Origin of the sequence: Desulfitobacterium nosdiversum, assembly GCF_049860565.1 — a bacterium.
Lineage (GTDB): Bacteria > Bacillota > Desulfitobacteriia > Desulfitobacteriales > Desulfitobacteriaceae > Desulfitobacterium_A > Desulfitobacterium_A nosdiversum.
Genome location: NZ_CP172056.1, coordinates 2569972 through 2593047 on the forward strand (window position 1 = coordinate 2569972; position 23076 = coordinate 2593047).

12 protein-coding genes are annotated in these 23076 nt (G+C 42.2%); 9 read left to right on the forward strand and 3 right to left on the reverse strand.

The window, feature by feature from the left end; translation table 11 throughout:
* Positions 1–70: 70 nt before the first annotated feature.
* The gene (locus ACHOLT_RS12515; RefSeq protein WP_425801117.1) at positions 71–1027 is read right to left on the reverse strand and encodes a DMT family transporter; all 957 of its coding nucleotides are present in this window, start codon (positions 1025–1027) and stop codon (positions 71–73) included.
* A 231-nt stretch (positions 1028–1258) separates the two neighbouring features.
* The gene (locus ACHOLT_RS12520) at positions 1259–1681 is read right to left on the reverse strand and encodes a CBS domain-containing protein (RefSeq protein ID WP_425801119.1); all 423 of its coding nucleotides are present in this window, start codon (positions 1679–1681) and stop codon (positions 1259–1261) included.
* A 190-nt stretch (positions 1682–1871) separates the two neighbouring features.
* Here ACHOLT_RS12520 and ACHOLT_RS12525 point away from each other — a divergent pair, with 190 nt between their 5' ends.
* The 7 genes from ACHOLT_RS12525 (at position 1872) to ACHOLT_RS12555 (ending at position 14937) form a co-directional block, all read left to right on the forward strand.
* Entirely contained in the window at positions 1872–4031 is a 2160-nt protein-coding gene (locus ACHOLT_RS12525) for a DNA topoisomerase III (RefSeq protein ID WP_425808039.1), read from the forward strand.
* Between the two features lie 66 nt (positions 4032–4097).
* Positions 4098–5048, forward strand: coding sequence for a nuclease-related domain-containing protein (locus ACHOLT_RS12530; protein WP_425801121.1), 951 nt, complete (start codon positions 4098–4100; stop codon positions 5046–5048).
* Between the two features lie 320 nt (positions 5049–5368).
* Positions 5369–7792 (forward strand): cyclic nucleotide-binding domain-containing protein, encoded by a 2424-nt coding sequence (locus ACHOLT_RS12535; protein WP_425801123.1) that lies wholly within the window; start codon positions 5369–5371, stop codon positions 7790–7792.
* Positions 7793–8039: 247 nt separating this feature from the next.
* Complete coding sequence (locus tag ACHOLT_RS12540) at positions 8040–10019, forward strand: diguanylate cyclase (protein ID WP_425801125.1); 1980 nt, start codon at positions 8040–8042, stop codon at positions 10017–10019.
* A 214-nt stretch (positions 10020–10233) separates the two neighbouring features.
* Positions 10234–11169, forward strand: coding sequence for a ComEC/Rec2 family competence protein (locus ACHOLT_RS12545; protein ID WP_425801127.1), 936 nt, complete (start codon positions 10234–10236; stop codon positions 11167–11169).
* A 5-nt stretch (positions 11170–11174) separates the two neighbouring features.
* Positions 11175–11387 carry a DUF3006 domain-containing protein gene (locus ACHOLT_RS12550; protein WP_425801129.1) on the forward strand — a complete coding sequence of 71 codons (213 nt, stop codon included), beginning with the start codon at positions 11175–11177 and terminating at the stop codon, positions 11385–11387.
* An 838-nt stretch (positions 11388–12225) separates the two neighbouring features.
* Entirely contained in the window at positions 12226–14937 is a 2712-nt protein-coding gene (locus tag ACHOLT_RS12555; protein WP_425801131.1) for a bifunctional diguanylate cyclase/phosphodiesterase, read from the forward strand.
* A gap of 199 nt (positions 14938–15136) precedes the next feature.
* Here ACHOLT_RS12555 and ACHOLT_RS12560 read toward each other — a convergent pair whose 3' ends face one another.
* On the reverse strand, positions 15137–16114 hold the full coding sequence (locus tag ACHOLT_RS12560; protein WP_425801133.1) for a DUF1259 domain-containing protein: 978 nt from the start codon (positions 16112–16114) through the stop codon (positions 15137–15139).
* A 223-nt stretch (positions 16115–16337) separates the two neighbouring features.
* Between ACHOLT_RS12560 and ACHOLT_RS12565 the strand changes: the two genes are divergently transcribed.
* Positions 16338–18944: an amino acid permease gene (locus ACHOLT_RS12565; RefSeq protein WP_425801135.1), complete on the forward strand. Its 2607-nt coding sequence runs from the start codon at positions 16338–16340 to the stop codon at positions 18942–18944.
* Positions 18945–19214: 270 nt separating this feature from the next.
* The gene (locus tag ACHOLT_RS12570) at positions 19215–22991 is read left to right on the forward strand and encodes a phosphoribosylformylglycinamidine synthase (RefSeq protein WP_425801137.1); all 3777 of its coding nucleotides are present in this window, start codon (positions 19215–19217) and stop codon (positions 22989–22991) included.
* Positions 22992–23076 lie beyond the last annotated feature (85 nt).

The following is a 23076-nucleotide window of genomic DNA, read 5'->3' on the forward strand; positions in this document are numbered from 1 at the left end:
GCCTTTAGAATTGCTAGAGAACTATTATTTAAGGCGAATTCAGAAAAAAGGTTGCCAAGTTTTTGAATGATTAGATCGTTTGCTTCGAGCTTTTAGAAGTGAGTCGTGGAGATTCAACGGGAGAACTGATCAGAGACAGAATAACTCCGGAAATAACCAAGAGGAATCCCCAAAAGTGATATATGGTGAGTACTTCCTTGAGGATAAGCACGCTTAAGGTGATACTGAAAACATGCTGCATATAGCCGATGATCGTAGCCCGACCGCTGCCGAGCTTTTGAATGCCGTATAGATTAAGAAAATAGGCTATCCCTGCGGCCAAGCACCCCATATAGATGACGATAAGCCATCCCGACCAGGAAAGATGCCAAGCAACCGAATTACTTTGCCATAGGCCCACGGGACTTAGCGTCAAAACCGCAAAGCCAATGGTATAGATGCTTGTAACGATAGGAGAAAACTTTTTCATGATGTTTTGTCCGGCAATATTAAAGATACTGACGGAAAGAACATTGATAAATAAAAAAGCTTCTCCTTTTCCCAGCTTGAACGATAAAAGATGAAGGAGATCCCCATGTGTAAAAACGATGAGCAGGCCGATGAAGGACGTTATGATTCCCCAAACTTGAAACTTTGAAGGCTTAATTTTATAGATTAAGAAGAGCAGGGCATTCGTCGCGGCGGGAAGGGTTGCAAAGATGACCGAGGCATTCGTCCCAGAGGCTTCCGCAAGTCCTAGAATCAAAGCGGTATAAGGAAGTGAGACACCTAAAATGCTAATTAGAAAGAGGAACAGCAGTTCCTTTTTGTTGGGTTTTGGTGCGTTTTTGAGGGCCGGCCAAGCGATGGGAAGAAGAATGACTAAGGCTAAAATGGCCCGAAGTGCCGATAGGGTAATCGGTGGAATGCTGTCTGCAATTAATCGTCCTGCGACAACGTTTCCTCCATAAATCAAGGCAGAGAAAATTACGGCGAAAAAAGCTTTATAAAATAGAGTATTAACATTGTTCTTTTTAAAGTTAAACATGTCGCCCACCTTATCTGTTTTTAGGGATTTTAAGATTGAGAATTACTCGCAAATATAAAAACATTATACCTCATATTGTGTTTGGGCAGGGATAAAATACGAACGCATGGACTGGATAATGTGAAATTATTATGACGTATTATAAAACGGAGCAAGATATGCATCGATAATTGAGGATGCGCTCTTGCTCCGTTAAGACATTGCAAAGCTTAAATAAGAATTCCTTTAGACTTAATGATGAACCCCTTCGGAAATGTCACTGAGTGCTTCGCCGGCTTCATTGATATGGATGGATTCGACAGCGATATCTCCGATGGCAAGAAATCCGACGAGCCGATTGTTTTCAACGACAGGTAATCTGCGAATTTGGTTTTCGGCCATCAAATCAGAGGCTTGATGAACATCGGTATCTGCGGTAACCGTTTTTATCTTTTTAGACATGATTTCACTGCATTTTGTTGTTTTGGGATCTTTTCCCTGAGCAACAGCACGAACGATAATATCGCGGTCGGTTATGATACCCAGCAATTGCTCCCCTTGACATACGGGAACTGAACCAATATCAGAAGAAGCGAGAATGCGGGCAACTTCTTCAATCGATTGATCTTGATCTGCCCATTGTACATTTTGAGTCATTAAATCACGAACTTTCATAATCTTACCTCCCGAAAAGTAGTTTCATTGTATTTTTTACCGAGAGCGCAAGATTATACAGCTTTCTAAAAAAAAGCATCCATAAAAATAGAAAGATACCTTGAGTTGAAACTTGAAATATGTTTAAGTAAACTTATGAGGATAAAAAAGCTTCACTCAACGTTACTCGATAGAAAGTAGAGAACAAATGATGAAGAAAATTTTAGTCCTTGCCGAAAAACCCTCAGTGGGTCGTGAAATTGCTCGTGTTTTAGGCTGCAACCAAAAAGGAAACGGCTGCTTTATAGGTTCTCAATATATTGTGACATGGGCCTTAGGACATTTAGTGACTTTAGCCGATCCGGAAGCCTATGGGGACCGGTATAAATCGTGGCGGATAGAGGATCTTCCGATGCTTCCCGCGAAGATGGAGCTCGTCGTGATCAAAGAAACCTCAAAACAGTATAGTGCCGTGAAGCAGCTCCTTAGGCAAACGGATATAGATGAGCTGGTTATTGCAACAGATGCAGGGCGGGAAGGGGAGCTCGTCGCAAGATGGATCTTGCAAAAAGCGGGCTGGCACAAACCGATTAAACGTTTATGGATATCTTCTCAAACCGATAAAGCAATAAAGGAAGGCTTTAAGAATCTAAAACCGGGTCAGAATTATGAAAACTTGTATGCTGCGGCGGAATGCCGAGCTCACGCGGATTGGTATGTCGGAATCAACGTGACCCGGGCACTGACGTGTAAATATAATGCTCAGCTTTCTGCAGGCAGAGTCCAGACGCCTACATTAGCCTTAGTTGTCGAAAGGGAAAACGAGATTAAACGGTTTGCACCCAAGGAGTATTGGACAATTCAAGCTTTTGCCCAAGGATTTTTTCTGCACTGGCAGGATAAAAATAACGGGCAAACGCGCCTTTTTGATGCGCATAAAGCTGAATCACTGCTGGTCAAGCTCAGGGGGCAATCCGGCTTAATCACTGATATCAAAAAAGAAGGAAAAAAAGAGCTTCCTCCGCTTGCTTACGATCTAACGGAGCTTCAAAGAGATGCCAATCGTAAATATGGGTATTCTGCGAAAAAAACGTCTTCTATCATGCAGCAGCTGTATGAACACTATAAAATTGTAACTTATCCACGGACCGATTCGCGGTATCTTACGGAGGACATTGTTCCTACGCTCCCGGAACGTTTGAAAGCGGTTGAGATTGGACCCTATGCCAAATTAGCACGCACTATTTTACATACTAAAATAATGCCGACGAAAAGACTGGTGGATAATGCGAAGGTTAGCGACCATCATGCGATTATCCCTACTGAAGAGTATGTCAACTTAGCCAAACTAAGCCAGGATGAATACAGAATCTATGACTTAATCGTACGCCGCTTTCTGGCCGTTCTTTCCCCAGCCTTTGAATATGAACAAACCACAGTTAAAGTCGATATTCAGGGAGAGATTTTTACTGCCAAAGGGAAAATCGTGAAACATAAAGGGTGGCGCAGCGCCTATGACGGAAGGGATACGGAGGTCGAAGAAGACGAGCACGAAAAAGAATACGAATACGAATACAACGATAAAGAGCAATCGCTTCCCGACCTTAAGGTTAAGGATAAAATAAATATTCTTTCCGTTAAATCGATTACCGGTCAAACTAAGCCGCCAAAGCGTTATACTGAAGCCGCACTGCTTTCAGCGATGGAAGGTCCCGGATTAGGAACCCCGGCCACACGTGCGGATATCATTGAGAAGCTTTTTAATTCGTTCTATATGGAAAGAAGGGGGAAGGAAATTGTTCCAACTTCAAAAGGGGTTCAACTGATTGATCTTGTGCCTTCAGAACTTAAATCTCCTGAACTCACAGCAAAATGGGAGCTGGAACTGAGTGAAATCAGCAAAGGACGGGAAAAACGGCAGAATTTTATTCACGGGATTACAGGTTACGCCGGACACCTGGTTTCAGAAGTTATCGCAAGCAGCCAAACATTTAATCACGATAATCTCACACGAACAAAATGTCCGAATTGCGGAAAATACCTTTTGCAGGTTAAAGGAAAGCACGGAGAAATGCTCGTTTGTCAGGATCGTGAATGCGGCTATCGTCACGGTATTTCCGTTCACTCCAATGCGCGCTGCCCTCAATGTCATAAAAAGATGGAACTTCGCGGGGAAGGCGAGCAGCGGATTTTCACATGCACCTGCGGCTATCGTGAAAGACTGTCTGCATTTGCCCAACGAAGAGAGCAGGAAGGAACGGGTAAAGTCAATAAAAAAGAAGTCCAAAAGTATATGCAAAATCAGAAAAAGGATATTCCGATCAATACAGCCTTCGCTGATGCGCTGGCAAAGCTGAATTTAAAGAAATAGTGTATACTGAGAATGAAGTTAAGGCATGAGTTAATAATGGAGCAAGGTAGCAAAGGAAGCATTTTTATGATTTTTGCTGTTTTATTAATCGTATCTCTTGCCGTAGTGAGCGGATTTTATATATTAGCAGAAAAGAAAAGATTAGGCTTAAGTCATTCGGAAACTTTACATCCAAACGTGTCTCCTGAATTAAATCCAACGGTGACAGCTTCCAGGAAATATCGGACCGATTATTATGCCTCAGACCGGTCAAGGCTTAGAGAATCTCCACGCTGTAAATCACAACGCAAAGGGGAATTGGGCGAATATAAAATTGAAGTCCAGTTGGCTCAGCTTCCTTCAGCCTTTAAAGTCATCAGCAATATTTTATTCAAAACAGAGCGGGGGCTTGAACAGATCGATCATCTTGTTCTATCTCCTTATGGAATCTTTATATTTGAAGTTGAAAATTTAGCGGGACTTATTGTGGGCGAGGAAGAGGATGAAAAGTGGCATCAAGCGATTACTTGGCGTGTAAAAAGTTTCAGCAATCCGCTTTTCGAAAATCAGGCCCATCTTGAAGCCTTAAAAAAGCAGGTTGAACTGGATGAGAATTGGCCTATATACTCTTATGTTACGTTTAGCCGCCGAGGAGAACTTAAAGTTATTTCCGGTTCCGTCTTTTATGATACGGATATAATAGCTGTCCTTTATAAACGAGCCGAACAGGCGGAAGTTTTGAGTGAAAAAGAAATAGTATCGCTCTATGATGAAATTAAGCAAATCAATATTTTAGATATAAATATTCGCAACGAATATGCGGCGCATGAGCGCAAACAAAGGCTCCGTCAAAGGCCTGTATATGGTGATATACGCTGTAAAGTGTGTCAAAAGCCCGTATCTGAGCGGACAGCGAGGTATTGTTTAAGGTATCCTGACAAGTTTAACTACCGCATCTATTGTTTAAAACACCAAAAAGAGCTTACCCGTGCAGTCAATTCAGGACGAAAAGCGGTTGATGCAATCAGTAGTTCATAAATGATCTAATCTCGGAGAATAAATAAAAAATTCAACATTAAATATGGTGAGCGGCCTAAAAGTTTTTTACCTGGGCCGCTTTTGTTATGAATTGTTATGAATTATGTATACTTACGGTTAATATGGCTAAATTGGCAAAAAAAATAAAGGGACTTCTTTTGTAATGTCGAATAGAAACCTTACTTGAATAACTGAAAATTCGAATAATAATATTATATCTGGAAATGTACGTATAAGGTTCTCTTTAAATTCATAGTTATTTGAAAAGCTGAAACTTATGGTATGTTTTTCGCTGCCAAAATAAGAAGAAGGTGATTTTTATGAATACGGAAAAAGCATATTACCTCGCCAAGGTCCCCTTCTTCGCTGATTTAACTCCCCGGGAAATTGAAGAAATTGCAGTGGACTTTCAGTGGGAAACCTACCCCAAAGGAGAATTAATACTTGAGCAAGGCCAAAAGCCAGCCTCGTTTTATGTTTTGTGTGAAGGTTTGGTTGAAGTACAGAATAAAAATGGTGAGCGTTCTCCGGCCTCAGTAAAAACCGTTGGCTCGGGTTCAGTATTTGGTGAACTTTCAGTGCTCATGGGCAAGCCGTTTCAAGAAACCTTGCTCTGCATGGAAAAGTGTCGGGTCTTAAGTATTACGGCTGCAGATTTTGCACGAATCCTTTTGGAAAGGCCGCTCATATATTTGTCGATCATAGGACAGCTCAGCGAAACACTCGATGAAGCAAACCAATTGCTTTCGGAAACCAAATATCGCGAGGTTCTTCGTTCTGCAATCAAGCTTACCCAATACCAAGACAAGTTTTATGGAATCTGGGGAAGCGTTAAAACAACCAAAGAAGTGGAACGAAAATATGAAGAAATTCAACATCACCCCGGTCATTTACTGATTAAAGGCGAACGGGGAACAGGGCGGCAAATGATAGCCTGGTATCTTCATAAAAACCTTTTTGGTGAAATCGCACCTTTTGTACTTGTGGACGGTCTTCGGTTTGATCATCAATGGGGCAGTTTGAAGACAGATAAGATTGAAATTAATAATTCCGAGGAATCGTCTTCTTCTCAGCTTCCTTATGCAAAGCTCTTTGAAATTGCAGCCGGCGGAACTTTATTTATTCAGGAAATTGATCGTATTTCTCCTGCAACTCAGATTGAATTAGCTCGAACAATAAAAGCACAGCCTTATCCGTGTTTTGTTATAGGAAGTATTCAAATAGAACCCCGTGTTAGGGAGGAAGGACTCCTTCCTGAGCTGCACAAATGTTTTACCCATTTGCATTATATTACCCCCCTCCGTGAACGGAAAAGAGACATTCCTATTTTAGTGCAGGGGATTCTTGAAAAATTAGCGCAGAAGAACCACCGCAAAACACCGGTTGTTACGGCGGAAGCGACTCAACTCTTGCTTTCGCATCACTACCGTCAGGGAAATGTAACTGAATTGATTCAAGTTTTGGAGCGTTCCTTTTTTTTGGCTTCACAAGATACGATTGGGTTGGAACAAATCTTTTTTGGGCCCACCTCAGAAAAAGTCGGACAAAAAGTCAACCTGCTCCGCTGGAGTTTCATTGAGCAGATTCTAAAAAACGGGAACTTTCTGCGAGTGATTCGCCAAATTGCGGCAGTATTATTTCTCTTTCTGATTGGAGGATTAATTTTTGCCTCACATTTGCCTGGAATGCTTAAGGCATTTGCTCTGGTTTGGGGACTATGGTGGCCTGTTATTACGCTTATTTCGCCGTCTTTAGGAAGAATCTGGTGTGCAGTTTGTCCCTTTTCAACCATTATGGATTTTGTGCAAAATAAATTTCACCCTCATCGACCCGTTCCTGATTTTATCGTCAAATACGATTACTTAATTGTCACCGTCCTATTTCTGGCAATTTTTTGGATTGAAATCGTTACCCAGATGCATACTAATCCACTCTTTACAGGCTTATTACTGCTGGTTATGCAATTGGCAGCTATTGTTGTTAGTGTCTTGTACCCGCGTCATGCCTGGTGCCGGCATTTTTGCCCGCTCGGCGGTTTTATAGGAACTGCTTCGATAGGGTCTCTCCTTGAGGTCCGCTCTGACCCGGCGGTTTGTTTAAACAAATGTACAACTTTTGAATGTTATGTTGGTAAAGGAGAAGTCAAAGGCTGTCCGATGTCTCAACATTTACCTTACCTTGATAATAATCTGGATTGTAAATTGTGCTTTAACTGTGTCCAGAATTGTCCTCACGGATCAGTACAGGTTAATTTACGTGTACCCGCCCGTGAAGTATGGAATTTAACCCGTGTCAATCAAGGATATGCTGTGTTTATGGGAGTACTCCTTGGAATATTATTTCCTATTAACTATTTTGAACCTCTGCAGCCATCCGGTCTTTTGTCCCAGCTGCATATTTCGTTTTCAATTGCCTATTTCTCTTTTGCGGTATTAGGCGGAGCCTTGGGATGGTGGTTTGCAAGACCTTTCAAAACGAAAGCCGCTTCCTTAAGGACTAAACTCGTTTTTGCTTTAACACCGTTGGTTATTGCAGGGCATATCATTTATCAACTTAATTTTGTCCCCGGTTTGCAATCTCTCGTGCTTGGTGCAGGTTATCAAGGCCCAGGAGGATTTCAGTCCTTTTGTATTTCAGCGAGTACAGCAGCAAAGGGAAGTGCCCTAGGGATAGGAATTCTCCTGGCAAGTGTTACTATAATCTTCGTACTCCTTAGACATAAGCGCAGAAAAAGCAACAATTAAATTCTATTTCTTGGCTTTAACTTGAAGAATCAAAGAAGGTTTAGAGGTGTACAGACATTTCTAGGCCTTCTTTAATTATTTAATCCTAAAAGACGGAAATACTTCTATATAATCGAAATACACTAATAATTGCAGGAATTATGAAAATAATGGCGAAATCATTTAATCAATTATTAAAATGTACTGGAGGTAACTTGAGAATTAGAGGAATTACTATAGGAATTAGCAGTAGTAAGGAGGGTGCCCAATGAAAACTCTTGCAACATCTTTGAGCGTTGGACTATTTACCCTTTTTGCCTTTCCCTCTTCCCTATATGTTATTTTGATCTCAGTAATCGGCGGAGTGATTTTCCTTTTTGGAGTTTTTTATAGAAACAGAGCACTTAAGCAAAAGCTTAGGCTTCGTTCGCAGCAGATTGATAAAATCAATACCCAATTGGAACAACAATACACTCTATTCCGGGCGATTTTTGCTGACTCGCCTGAGGTAAGCAACTTTTCTTTAGATCACGATTATTGCTACCTCAGTTTTAATAAAAAACATAAAGAAAGCATAAAGGAAATATTCGGAACTGAAATTCGATGCGGGATGAGTATTCTCACGGCTTTAGGCAATCATGCGTTTCAAACGACTATTAAGGCAAATTGTGATCGCGTTTTAGCGGGTGAAAGCTTTGTTCTCATTGATGAGTATAAAGCGGATGATGAAAGCTCTTTGTATTGGCAGGGCTTTTGGTCGCCTACATTAGCCAATACGGGTAAGGTTAAGAGCATTTCTTGTTTCATGCTGAATATTTCTGAACTCACTAAAGCGGAAAAGGCACTAAAAGACAGTGCCTATTTATTGCGTGAGTCCGAGCGCGTATCACAAATCGGCAGCTTCATCATGAATTATAAAACAGGGTTATTAACGTGTTCGGAAGAATTGCATCGGATAATTGGAATCGATAAAACTTATCCTCATTCAATTGAAGGCTGGTATGCTCTTGTTCACCCGGATTGGTGCGAACGCGTTGAAGCCCACTTTCAGGAAATTTACGCGCAAAGAAAGCTTTTTGATTATGAATACCCCATTCGGCGTTTTTCCAACGGCGAGGAACGGTGGATACACGGACTCGGAGAAATTGAGCTCGACAGCAATAATGAGCCCCTGCGCATGATTGGAACGATTCAAGATGTTACAACGCGGAAAGATGCACAGGATAAAATTCTTTACTTAAGTTATCACGACCAGCTGACGGGTCTTTATAACCGGCGCTATTATGAGGAGGAACTTAAACGCTTAGATGTAGAGCGCAATTATCCTTTGACTCTCGTAATGGCGGATGTCAATGGCTTAAAACTTGTCAATGACTCCTTCGGCCATTCTTTTGGAGATGAACTTTTGAAAAAGGTCGCCGAAGTTATGCGAAAGGCATGCCGCGGAGATGATATTATCGCACGTCTTGGCGGAGATGAATTTATTATTCTTCTTCCGAATACGGATAGAAATGAAGCGGAGAAAATTGTAAAAAGGATCCATTCTTGTGCAACTGAAGAAAAAATAGGTTCGATTGAAATTTCCATATCCTTTGGCTATGAAACAAAGTATAGTTGTGTCCAAAATATTGAGGAAGTTTTAAAAAAAGCCGAAGATCATATGTATACCATGAAGCTGTTTGAAAGTCCAAGCATGCGCGGCAGAACAGTTACGGCGATCGCACGGACTTTGAATGAAAATAATAAAGCAGAGGACATTCATTCGAAACAGGTATCTGATTTATGTGTGCGTATGGGAGAGGCTTTAGGTTTACCCGAGAACGAGATTGTAGAGCTTAAAACAGTAGGCCTGTTGCATGATATTGGGAAAATTGCGATCGACGGCAGTATTTTGACAAGTCCAACCCCTTTGGATAATGCAGGATGGGGGGAGGTCAAACGTCATTCGGAGATTGGCTATCGAATTCTTCGTACTGTAAACGATATGGCAAAGATGGCAGAGGATGTATTAGCTCACCATGAGCGTTGGGATGGTCATGGATATCCCAAGGGCATAAGGGCTGAACAAATCCCCTTGTTTGCACGGATTATTGCCATTGCTGACAGTTATGATGCAATGACAAATGAGCGAAGCTATCGCGAAGCAATATCGAAAGAAGAAGCTATAGAAGAACTGCGAAAAAATTCAGGAACACAGTTCGATCCTGAGCTTGTTCAAATTTTTATCGAGAAAGTAATTCAGCCATAAAAAAACAACATTATTTTATTCAATTGTTTTTAAGCAGAGGTTTAGAAACCCGATTGGGTCTTCTAAACCTTTAGTTTTTAATGAACCATTTATTGAAAACGGTTTAATGAATGCTGATAGTGATAAAGGAAGTAGGAAAATTGGAAGCTGCCCTCGAATATAGTGATACGGATAGCCGATAAGGACTATTTAGCGGCAAGACATGGAGGTTGACATGAATTCACCTTGGAAAAGACATAAGGGAAAGATGGTCTATATATTAGCGGCTTTTGTAATAAGCTTGAGTTCCGTATTATTCCTGACGGGTTGTATTTCAAATATAGACTCATCATCCGCTTTAAAAGCAGCAGCTGATTTCTCACAAGAAAGCAGATCACAAGCAACTTCAGAAGGAAAGCTCCGTGTATCGTATATTGACGTCGGGCAGGGAGATTCGAGTTTAATCCAGCTGCCCAATGGCAAGACGATTCTTATTGACGCAGGGGAAAATGATCAGGGAAACAAAGTCGTTTCTTACCTTAAGAGCCAAGGAATAAAACGTTTAGATGTAACAATCTGGACTCACCCTCACTCAGATCACATAGGAGGAGCTGATGTGATAACGAATGCCTTTGATATTGGTCAGGTTGTAATGCCGAAGGAGACGTCAACAACTCAATCTTTTCGGAGTTTAATTACTTCTATCAGCCGAAAAGGACTTCGAATTACGGAAGCAAAGGCCGGTCTGAATTTGGATCTAGGCCCAGAGGTCAAAGCAGAAATTCTTGCTCCTAACTCATCAAACTATGAGGAAGTCAACAATTATAGTGCAGTTTTAAAACTTACCTACATTGAAACAAGTTTTCTTTTTATGGGAGACGCGCAAACAGAATCCGAAGAAGAGATGATCAATGCAGGTTTTGACCTTAAAGCCGATATTTTGAAGGTTGGCCACCATGGCTCTCGAACATCGACATCAGCGCGCTTCTTATCTTTAGTTCATCCTAAATATGCGGTTATTTCTGCAGGCAAGGATAATCCCTATGGTCACCCCTCAGCAAGCACGATTGCAAAGCTCCAGAAAGCTGGTGCAACAATTTTCCGTACAGATCAGTCAGGAACAATAACAGCAGAATCCGATGGAAAGAATATAAGCATCAAGGGGAGGTGAAATCCGTGAAGGGTATTATTGATCGTTTTGAAGGAGATCTGGCAGTCATCGAGACAGAAGAGCGTCAAATCATAACAATTCAGCGCAGGATGCTTCCCCCAGGAGTTTGCGAGGGGGATGCAGTTTATGAAGAAGATGGGGTTTACCGAATAGACATGGAGGAAACAAAGCACCGCAAGGAAGAAATAAAAACACTCATGAATAGGTTGTGGAAATAGCACAAAACTCTTGACAATCTTGAAAAATAGATTTATTATTAAATCAGAAAAAGTTATACGTTATCGAGAAGCATTCATTCAAATCTGGTTTATCGACTACCGACGAGGGCTGGAAACAATCCGCGGCATAGTTGGAAGGATATGATGAAGGTTGCCGGACGGATTACAGCCACCCCTTAGGGATGGCTTTTGTTGTACCTATTGCTGGATTTCCCGCAAAGCTCCTCCTTCGGATGACACTTAATGCTCGTCTCATGTAGTTTTTCGTTTATCAAAGGTTGTCATGGTTATTTCGCATCCTAGTGTTTCGGTAGTGCCAGTAGTTCAGTTGTTTAGTAGTTTCATTGATTGTATCAGATTTTTGTCCTGAGATTACCTTATCCTTAATGTTCCTTAGTCAACAACTTCTCTCCAAAAACGTCTATCCAAATTCCTAAATTGTTTCGTTCCAGTTCTTCAACACCCACTCTGTTGCCTTACCGAGGGAATTGCAAATCTTTAGAAAGGTGTCCGTTAGAACAGTATCAGAACGAATTAAGTAGGTGAATCTTGGTCATTACTCAACGGTTTTGTTCGGAGGAGCTTTGCGGGATTATATACTGGGTCAAATGACCTCTTCACACTAGGTGAAGAGGTCATTTGTTTTTCCGGTTCTCTGTCAATTGGTGGAGTAACATGTATATTTTTTGGAGTAAGTTTTAGATTTAGATATATTTATTTTTATTATAAAGAAGGAAAAACTTCTTCAAAAATAGAATAAAAGTGTTATTCTAAATTGTCATAATAGATCGAAAAAACTTACAGGGGTAAGAGTACTGCTTATAAAGGAGATTCATATATGAAAGAACCGATATATGAGTCCAACCATAGAAATATTATTAAATATTTAAATGAATATGAAAGACACATCCATTACCTTAATCGACTGTACGTTGTTTTAGCCGAGACCAATAAAGCCATTGTTCACTGCTCTACGGAAAGACAGCTGTTGGATCAAATCTGCCGTATTGCCGTAGAGTATGGTGAAATGGAAATGAGTTGGATGGGGCGACCATCTGAAGATGGCCGATTTTTTGTCTTGTCAAGTTATGGCAGCAGCTCGACAGAGTATTTAAAAGATATTTTCATTTCTTCAAGCTGTGATGTCTCAGAAGGACGAGGGCCTTGCGGGATTGCTTTTCGTGAAAATCACATGGTAATCAGTAAAGATTATTTGAAAGATGAAACTACTCAACCTTGGCAGGAAAAAGCACGCCAATACGGATGGAGAGCAAGTGCTGCAATTCCCATTCAGCGCGGGGGCCAGCCCTATGCCGTTTTATCTGTTTACCATTCAGATCCTAACATTTTTGATTTAAAGATGATCAATCTGCTAGGTGAGCTGGCAGCAAACATCAGATATGCTCTTGATCGGTTTGACATGAATCGTAAACGCATAATTGCCGAAGATCGTCTTCGGCTTTATGCTAAGGTGTTTGAACACAGTCACGAAGGAATTATCATCACCGACATAAAGGCGACCATTCTGTCAGTTAACAAGGCTTTTACGGATTTAACGGGATATAGTGAAGAGGAAGCGATGGGTAAGAATCCTAATCTTCTTTCGTCAGGACGACAGGATAAGAAGTTTTATGAGAGCATGTGGAAAGAGATCCAAGCCACAGGATATTGGCAAGGTGAAATCTGGAATCTTCGTAAAGACGGCAGTGAATATGCAGAAGGGCTTTCGATCAGTCAAATTGTCGATGCCCAGGGTGAAATCACAAACTACATCGGAATTTTAAGCGATATTACACAGCGCCTGCAAGCCGAAAAAGATCTTCTTGATGCTCAGCAACGCTTAATGGATATCATTGACTTTCTTCCTGATGCAACTTTTGTTATCGATAATAAGGGTAAGATCATTGCTTGGAATAAAGCTATTGAAATGATGACGGGTGTCAAAAAAGAAGATATGCTTGGTAAAGGAAACTATGAGTATTCCGTTCCGTTTTATCATCGAAGGCATCCGATCTTAATTGATCTTGCCTTTAATTACAATCAAGAGAAAGCAAATCATTATAATTCAATCCGCCTTACTCAAGAGGATGTACTCATCGGTGAGTCAATAACTGAGCATTTAGCCCCTGATAATACCTATCTTTGGTCAACTGCATCCGTTTTAAGGGATACAGAAGGCGAGGTCATGGCTGGAATAGAAACAATCCGTGATGTAACCCAGCAAAGGGTCGCGGAAGCACAAATTCAGCATTTGGCTTACTATGATGCCTTGACAGACTTACCCAATCGGTCTTTGCTTAAAGAACGTGTCAACGAAGCAATCACTGAGGCGAAGGAAAAAGAAGAGTCACTTGCGCTGATGTTTTTTGATCTCGATCACTTTAAGAATATCAATGATACATTAGGCCATCGTATTGGGGATCTAATGCTTATAGAACAGGCTAAACGTTTAAAAGCAATTTTTAAAAATCAATATAAGCATCAAGAAGTTGTTTTTCGTCTCAGCGGAGATGAATTTATCATATTACTCACAAACGTTGATGAAGATGGGGCCGCCCATGCTGCTGAAAAAGTGATTCTTGAACAATCCCAACCCTTTCAAATCGAAGGGCATGAGTTAATTATTACACCGTCGATCGGCATTGCTGTTTTTCCCGGCAATGGACTGGATTTTGAAAGCCTTTATAAGTGTGCTGATATTGCAGTATATTACTGCAAGCAGGGAAGCCGCAATTCATATCGTTTTTTTAATCCCGAAATGCAGCTGCGGTCTGTGCGCCAGGTACAAATGGAAAATGCGCTGCGGAAGGCTTTAGAACGGGAACAATTGCGTTTGTTCTACCAGCCTCAAATATCCTTAACCACGGGTAAAGTTGTCGGCATAGAAGCTCTGATTCGTTGGCAGCATCCGGAGTTCGGCCTTGTATCTCCGATGGAGTTTATACCCCTGGCAGAGGAGAGCGGTTTGATTTTGCCGATTGGAGAATGGGTATTGGTTACGGCCATCCAACAGATGAAAAATTGGTTGGATCAGGGGATCGCCCCGATGACTATTGCGGTGAATCTATCCGCAGTACAGTTAAGAGAAAAGAATATCGCCCAAATCGTTCGCCAATTGCTTGAAGAAGCGAATCTTCCCGCAGAGTATTTAGAACTGGAATTGACTGAAACCGCAGCCATGAGTGAACCTGAAAAAGCGATTGAATTACTGGATGAACTCCACTCACTTGGGGTTTCAATTGCGATCGATGATTTTGGGACAGGATATTCATCCTTTGCCTATTTAACCCGCTTTAAAATCAATAAACTTAAAATTGACCAATCCTTTGTGCGCAGAATAGGGACACATACGGAAGCGGAAGTAATTATTGATTCGATCATCAGCCTGACGCAGAGTTTAAATCTTAAGACCGTTGCTGAAGGGGTTGAAACTGAGGAACATCTGAACTTTCTGCGTGAAAAAGGGTGCGGAGAAGTCCAAGGATATTACTTCAGTAAACCGAAACCTGCTGAAGAAATCGAAAATTGGCTGCGAGAATACATAAAATAATACTCAATGCTTAAAAAACTACCAAAATTTAAACTACTGCCTACAAAACTTTTATTCTATTAAGACTCCCACGCCTAACGTGGGAGCTTTTAATAGAATTTTTACTTTAATGTCTTAAGAAAAGCCTCAATATCTGCAGTATCCTGACTGCTTAATGCGAGATTGCCCGGCATGTCCAAATTGGGCAAATACATAAGAATTATTTTGCTAAATCAAGAACTGACCTGAAAGTATGAGCTAAATGTTCTGGTTTGTCTATGGCCCAGAAGTGCATGAAGAATAGTCGCGGGACTTCTATTAACATATGATTGTGAATAGCAGTAACAGCAATATTATTCCTCTTTAAGATACTTACAACGGGATTGACTTCGTGTGCAAATAAGACAAAATCACCTGTGGTAGCTACATTCTGTCCAACGGATTGAAAATTAAGAGCATGTGATATTCCCATAGCTGGGGATAATGGATGACCACCCTCTGAAATTATTGAAGTTCTTGGAACGGATAACTGCAGCACATTACCTTTATGAGAACCTTTGTATCCTAAAATATGTTCCATAGCTTGCCAGTTAATTTGAAAGGGCGGGTACTGTGTTTTTGCGTTCAAGGGAGTTGTTGTTAAAGAAAGTGCTTTTCTTATACTTTGAGCAAGTTGAATCGGCGCTTTTTCTCCTTTAATATGTAGAAACATAATTCGAGGTGATTCATAGAGTAGATGATTATGAAGCGCGGTTACTTCAATTCCGTTTTCTAATAGACTACACATGACAGGAGCAACTTCGTTTTCGAGTAAAACCAAATCCCCCATCAGCATGCTGTGATTTCCTAATTGATTAAAGGCTGCCCAGGAAGTGAGAGCCAGATCAGGTTCTATTATAAGGTCACCTATTCTGATCCTTAGATCAAAACGTGGGAAAGTAAACTTAAAAACTCCTCCTGAAGTAGAACCTTCCTGAGAGAAAATCTTTCTTATGGTTGCTAAATTATGTTCCGATCTGTTATTTCTAAAATTTAAATTCTCATTTGATAGGGTAATTGGAACTAATAGTTTCTGCCCTTCAAATATTTTATAAGGCCAAAACAGATTATTGGTCATTGCGAGCATTTCAACATGAATCCCGAAACGACCCGCAATCGTATAGAGTGTATCGCCATTTTGAACTCTATAAGTTACCATGCAGCTTTTCTCCGATAATTAAATTTTCTTTAGTTATCGTATTCGTTACTTATTAAACAGTGACTAAAAATTTACTATGAAGGGAATAAACAAACCTTAAATTTGGAATCTTTTATTTGGGCAAAAGTATTAGATCACGCGGATTTAGAGATAATAACGATTATTAATAAAAAGAAAATTATGATAATAAATAAACACAATTCTGAAAAAGAGGATAAATAATATGTCAACTCCTGCAACTCAATCCCAGTCATCAGGCTCCGGCAAAGGAAGTTTGGGAAAAGTAACGGCATTACTTCTTACTTCGGCGATGATGGTTGGTACGGGGATATATACCACCTTGGGCGAAGCAACAGGAGAAGCCCGTGCAGGTATTTTGATTTCCATGCTTATTGGTGTATTCATCGTTATGTTGACAGCGATCAGTGCAGCGGAGGTAGGAGTCAACTATCCGGAGGAAGGTGGGGCGTTCATCTGGATGCGCCTTTTTGGGTATCCCAGCATCAGTTTCGCTGCGGGGATTTCATATTTGATAAAAGGGATTGTCGGCCTTGGCATCCCCTCACTTGGGCTTGCAACTTATTCTGCGCAAATATTTCCCGAATTGCCCGTACCAATTGTAGCCAGTATTGCTCTGCTCGTTGTTGCGGCTGTGAATTTTTTTGGGATATCCCCCACTTCAAAAGTATTAATCGGCATATTTTTTATCAATTTGATCCTGTTTGGATTATATGTGGGTTCTGCTGTGCCAAATGTAAAGATTGATAATCTGACCCCGGTTTTGAGTTCTGGAATCACAGGTATTATGAGTGGAGCAGCGATTTTTTTCTGGTCGTGGGATGGCTTTCAGCGTACCGCAATCATGGCGAATGAAATCAAGGACCCACGCAAGACCATTCCCTTTGCCATTATCGGCGGAATTTTAATAACCGCTGTTATTTACCTCATTATTGCTGGTACTACCCTCGGTGTTCTTGGCGCTGATGCTATGGGGGGAAGTGATACGCCGCTTTTACTTGGAGCTCAGACTGCGGCAGGCCGGGGTATCTGGATAATCCTTTTATCTGTATGGATATTGACTTTTAGCGATATAATGGGTGATCTGATGAGTACCTCCAAGGTGGGGCATGCTATGGGGCGAGAACATGAATTGCCTCACTGGTTTGGCAGTGTACATAAAAAATTTAAAAGTCCTCAATTCATGATTGTGTTATTGACTATAGTAGGTTTGGTACTTATAAATCTGGTTCCGTTGCGACAGCTTACGACGGTAGCCAGTGCCTGTACGCTCATCTGGTATATAGCAACTAACCTAGCGGCATTAAAGCTGAACCAGGAACGGCGTTTTTCTTGGACCATCATTTCCTGGCTGGGCATTGCTGCATGTGTAGCCCTTTTCTGTTCATTGCCGCTTTGGAGTACCCTCGGAACTTTAGGTTTTATTGTAATCCTTGTTGGAATGCGTTGGTTGTCTATACGAATCGTTCAAAAGGCAGTTGTTGATACCGGTGGAAACTGGACTGTGTCCGGTTTAACTCTAGCAGAAGGTGATTTGATTTCCGTGACGGCTCATTATGCCGGTGAAACAATGAGTACATCAGTTACGGCGATCGTTGCCGCAGCTCCTCGTCAAACAATATCACCGGTAATTTCCAGAGCTGTAACAGCAGCAGATACAGCAGTATCGGGAAAAGCTCCTTCCGGCTCAAGTGTAGTGTTTAGCGTTAACGGCGCAGCTCAGACAGCAGTTGTCGCTACGGGTGGGAACTGGACGGTGTCGGGTTTAATCTTGGCCCAAGGGGATTCGATTTCCGCAACTGCTCAATCTGTTGGCGAAACAATGAGCACAGCAACAACTATAACAGTAGCTGCTGCGCCACTTGAAACAATAGAACCTGTAATTACCGGAATAGCAACAGCAGAAGATAAAACAGTATCGGGGAGGGCCCCTTCCGGGGCAAGTGTAGTGCTGAGTGTTAATGGAAAAGACCAACCAGCAGTTGTAGCAAAAGATGGAATATGGACGGTGCCGGACTTAAAATTGTCAAAAGGCGATTTGATTTCAGTAACAGCACAGTATGCTGGTGAAACTGTGAATACATCAAAAAAAATGAAAGTCATTACAAAGCCGCTTCAAACTTCAGAACCCTTAATTCCTAGAATAGTAACAGCGGCAGATACAACCGTATCAGGGAGAGCTCCTTCCGGGGCAAGTATAGTCCTTAGTATTAACGGGCAAGCCCAGCCGGCTGTTGTAGCTGCAAGTGGCAGAATAGTGGGTACAGGAGCAACAACGACAGTAGTCACCGCGTCCATTGAAACTTCAGAACCAGTGATTTCTGGAATAGTAACAGATGGAGATACAACTGTATCAGGCAGAGCCCCTTCAGGCGCAAACGTGGTGCTTAATGTGAACGGAGCAGCCAAATCGGCAGTTGTAGATAACGGTGGCAATTGGATGGTATCGGGTCTAACTTTAGCACAAAATGATTTAATTTCCGTAACTGCACAATCTGATGGTAAATCAGTGAGTAAACCAGTAACGATGATAGTAGTACCAGCACCCAATAAAATCCCAGCACAAAATCAAACTGCAGTACCCGTAATTTCCGGAATAGTAACAGCAGCAAATACAACTGTATCAGGAACAGCCCCTTTAGGTGCAAGTGTAGTGCTTAGTATTAATGGAAAAGCCCAACCAACAGTTGTTGCTAACGGCGGAAACTGGATTGTGGCTGGTTTAATCTTGACAAAATGTGATTCCATTTCCGTAACTGCTCAATGCGTTGGTGAAACAGTAAGCATACCGGCAATGATCAAGGTGCAGTAAATCTAAATATAATAGAATTTTCAATTAGAAGTAAGAGTATCTGTATAACAATTTATGGTAAAAAGGAAGTCCGAAATTATTTGGGCTTCCTTTTTGATGGTATATACATAGCTGTTCGGGAGGTTTTTTCACGCGCGGATAAAAACAAGATTAAAACTCGTTTCACAGGGTAGTCTAAGACGAAATATCATGGTATTATTATAAAAACAGAACGATAAAAGAAAAATCTGGCCGAAAGTTCGGATTTAATAATTGCTGTGGGAGGAAGATATGGGATCGCAAGCTGTAAAACGGATTTATGTTGAAAAAAAAACGGGATTTGATATTGAAGCTCAGGGCCTTTTGAACGATCTAAGAGAGAATCTGGGAATCAAGGCGCTTACTGGCTTAAGAATCATTAACCGTTATGATATCTCGGGATTAACCGAGGTTCAATATCGGGAGTCGCGCAATATTATTTTTGCTGAGCCTCCGTTGGATTGGGTATATGACGAGCATGCTGATATTTCACCGGAAGATCGTACGTTTGCGATGGAATATCTGCCCGGACAATATGACCAGCGGGCTGATTCTGCGGCACAGTGCGTTCAGATTCTGACTCAAAAAGAACGCCCTAATATTGCTTCCGCAAAAGTTATGGTCCTTTCAGGCTTGATTACCGACGGGGAATTTGAAAATATTAAAAACTACTGCATCAACCCTGTAGAATCGCGTGAAGCTTCTTTAGAAAAACCGGAGAGCTTGGAGTTTGAAGCGGATATTCCGCCGGACGTTGAAATCCTTGAAGGCTTTATTGACAAAACTCCGGCTGAGTTAGCAGCGCTTTATAAGGGAGCAGGGCTGGCCATGAGTTTAGAGGACCTTGCTTTCTGCCAACGTTATTTCCGGGAAACGGAGAAGCGAAATCCTACGATTACTGAGATCCGCGTGATTGACACCTACTGGTCTGATCACTGCCGCCACACGACCTTCTTTACAAAGCTTGACCGGGTCTCAATAGAGGAAGGCGCTTTTGCCGGACCGCTTAATACAGCTTATGAAGAATATCTTTCAACTCGGGAAGAAGTTTACGGTGCAAAGCTCCCGGATAAAGATGTCTGCCTGATGGATATGGCAATCATGGGAGCCAAAGAACTGAAGAAGAAGGGCTTTTTGCAAGACCTCGATGAATCCGATGAGATTAACGCCTGCAGCATTGTTGTACCCGTTAATGTGGATGGACAGGTTGAAGAGTGGCTTGTCATGTTTAAAAACGAAACCCATAATCATCCGACAGAAATTGAACCTTTCGGCGGAGCGGCAACCTGTCTTGGCGGGGCTATTCGCGACCCGCTATCTGGACGTACCTATGTCTATCAGGCCATGCGCGTAACCGGAAGTGCAGATCCGCGCGCTAAAATGGAAGATACGCTTTCGGGCAAACTACCGCAGCGCAAGATTACAACAGGTGCTGCGGCAGGTTACAGTTCTTATGGCAACCAAATTGGACTGGCTACAGGTCAGGTTACCGAGGTCTATGATGAGGATTTTGTGGCGAAACGGATGGAGATTGGTGCTGTGATCGCAGCTGCTCCCCGTACGAACGTTGTGCGCAAAGCACCTGAACCGGATGATGTCGTCGTCCTGGTTGGCGGAAGAACAGGCCGTGATGGCTGCGGCGGTGCTACAGGATCCTCGAAGGAACACACGACAGAATCTCTGATGACCTGCGGTGCGGAAGTTCAAAAAGGGAATCCGCCGACAGAACGAAAAATCCAGCGCCTGTTCCGCAATTCAGCGGTCAGTACGATGATAAAACGCTGCAACGATTTCGGTGCAGGCGGTGTTTCTGTGGCTATTGGTGAATTAACGGATGGGCTTGAAATTAATTTGGATGCGGTCCCGAAAAAATATGAGGGGCTGGATGGAACGGAGCTTGCGATTTCGGAATCCCAGGAACGAATGGCTGTTGTTATATCTGCCGAAAACTTTGAGGCATTTGTTAAATATGCTCAGGAAGAAAACCTGGAAGCTTCACTTGTGGCTAGAGTAAAAGAAAATCCACGCTTAAAAATGGTTTGGCGTGATCAAATCATTGTTGATATCAGCCGCGAATTTTTGAATACCAATGGCGTTAAGCAACATGCCGACGTAAAAGTGAATCTTCCTAAAGCAGGTGAAAATTACTTTAAGAAGCTCCCCGATAATCTCGATAATTTAAGTCAATCATGGCTCGCTAACTTGCAAGATCTCAATGTCTGCAGTCAAAAAGGCTTGGTCGAGCGTTTTGACTCAACGATTGGAGCAAGTACTGTCCTGATGCCATTTGGCGGTAAATATCAAGCAACGCCGGCTGAAGGAATGGCGGCGAAAATACCCGTCCTTTCCGGAGAAACCGATACGGCGACAGTCATGTCCTACGGTTACAATCCTCAGCTTGCAAAATGGAGTCCCTTCCATGGAGCTCTTTATGCCGTCGTTGATGCGGTAGCCAAAGTTGTTGCGTTGGGCGGCGACTATCAAAAAGTACGCTTGACCTTGCAGGAGTACTTTGAAAAACTGGGCAAGGACCCTGAAAAATGGGGAAAACCTTTCAGTGCGCTGCTCGGGGCCTATTATGCCCAGAAGAAACTTGGAATTCCGGCCATCGGAGGGAAGGACAGCATGTCGGGAACTTTTATGGACCGCCATGTTCCCCCAACGCTTGTCGCTTTTGCGGTTGATGTGTTGAAGACAGATGAGGTCGTTTCCCAAGAATTCAAACGGCCAAGCAGCCAGGTCGTTCTGGTTTCCGCTTCCCGCGATGAAAATGAAATTCCTGACTTTGAACAGCTGATTCAAAATTATAAAAAAATTAATGCCCTGATCCGTTCCGGCAAAGTATTTTCCTCTTGCACGGTGCGAATGGGCGGACTGGCGGCGGCAATCAGTAAAATGACTTTCGGCAACCGGATTGGTATGACGTTTAACGGTACGGTTAAGGTTGATTCATTGTTCCGTGCCGATTATGGTTCGATTGTCCTTGAGATCGGTGCAGGTGTCAATCTTAAGGATGTGTTCGACGGAATTAATTATCAAGTTCTTGGTTCTACCCAAGAAACCCCGGTTATTCGCGTGAACGGGGTTGATATTGCAATTGACACGGCCTTTGAAGCATGGGAAAAGCCGTTGGAAAAGATCTTCCCCACGAAAACGGGGAAAGTCGCCGAGCCGCAAACGATTTCCTATGATGGCCGCAATACAAAGAGACCGTCGGGCAAAATAGCAAAGCCGCGCATTTTTATCCCGGTATTCCCAGGAACGAACTGTGAGTATGATACGGCCAAAGCTTTTGAAAAAGCCGGAGGGATTGCTGAAACTCTAGTTATCCGCAATTTAACAGCTTCCGATGTAGAACAGTCCGTCTCGGAAATGGTTCATAAGATTGAACAGTCTCAAATTGTTATGCTTCCCGGCGGTTTCAGTGCAGGGGATGAACCGGACGGCTCCGGTAAGTTTATTGCGACGATGTTTAGAAACCCCCGGATCAAAGAAGCAGTGATGAAACTTTTGAATCAAAGAGACGGTTTAATGCTCGGAATCTGCAATGGGTTCCAGGCGTTGATTAAACTCGGTCTCGTTCCTTACGGCGAAATCGTCGATTTAACGGAGGATTCACCGACCCTCACGTACAATAAAATTGGGCGTCACGTTTCCTGTATGGTTCAGACCAAGGTGGTTTCCACTCTATCGCCGTGGTTCAGCGGAGTCCATTTGGGTGATATTCATACTGTAGCTGTTTCCCATGGTGAGGGACGATTTGTTGCTAAACCGGAAGCGATCCAAAGATTAATCGCTAACGGACAAGTTGCGACTCAATATGTTGACTTAAACGGCAACCCCAGCAACGAAGTGATTTATACACCGAATGGATCTTACGAAGCAATTGAAGGTATTACCAGTCCTGATGGCCGAATTCTTGGAAAGATGGGGCACTCTGAAAGAACGGGAAATGGAGTTGCTGTCAATATTCCAGGAAACAAGGTTCAGCCGATCTTTGAAGGCGGCGTCAATTATTTCCGAGGTTAAGATCAGTATTTAATTTAAATTAAATATGATAATGCCATAAAGAGCTTACCCAATGGGTAGGCTCTTTGCTGTTTTCAAGTCATAG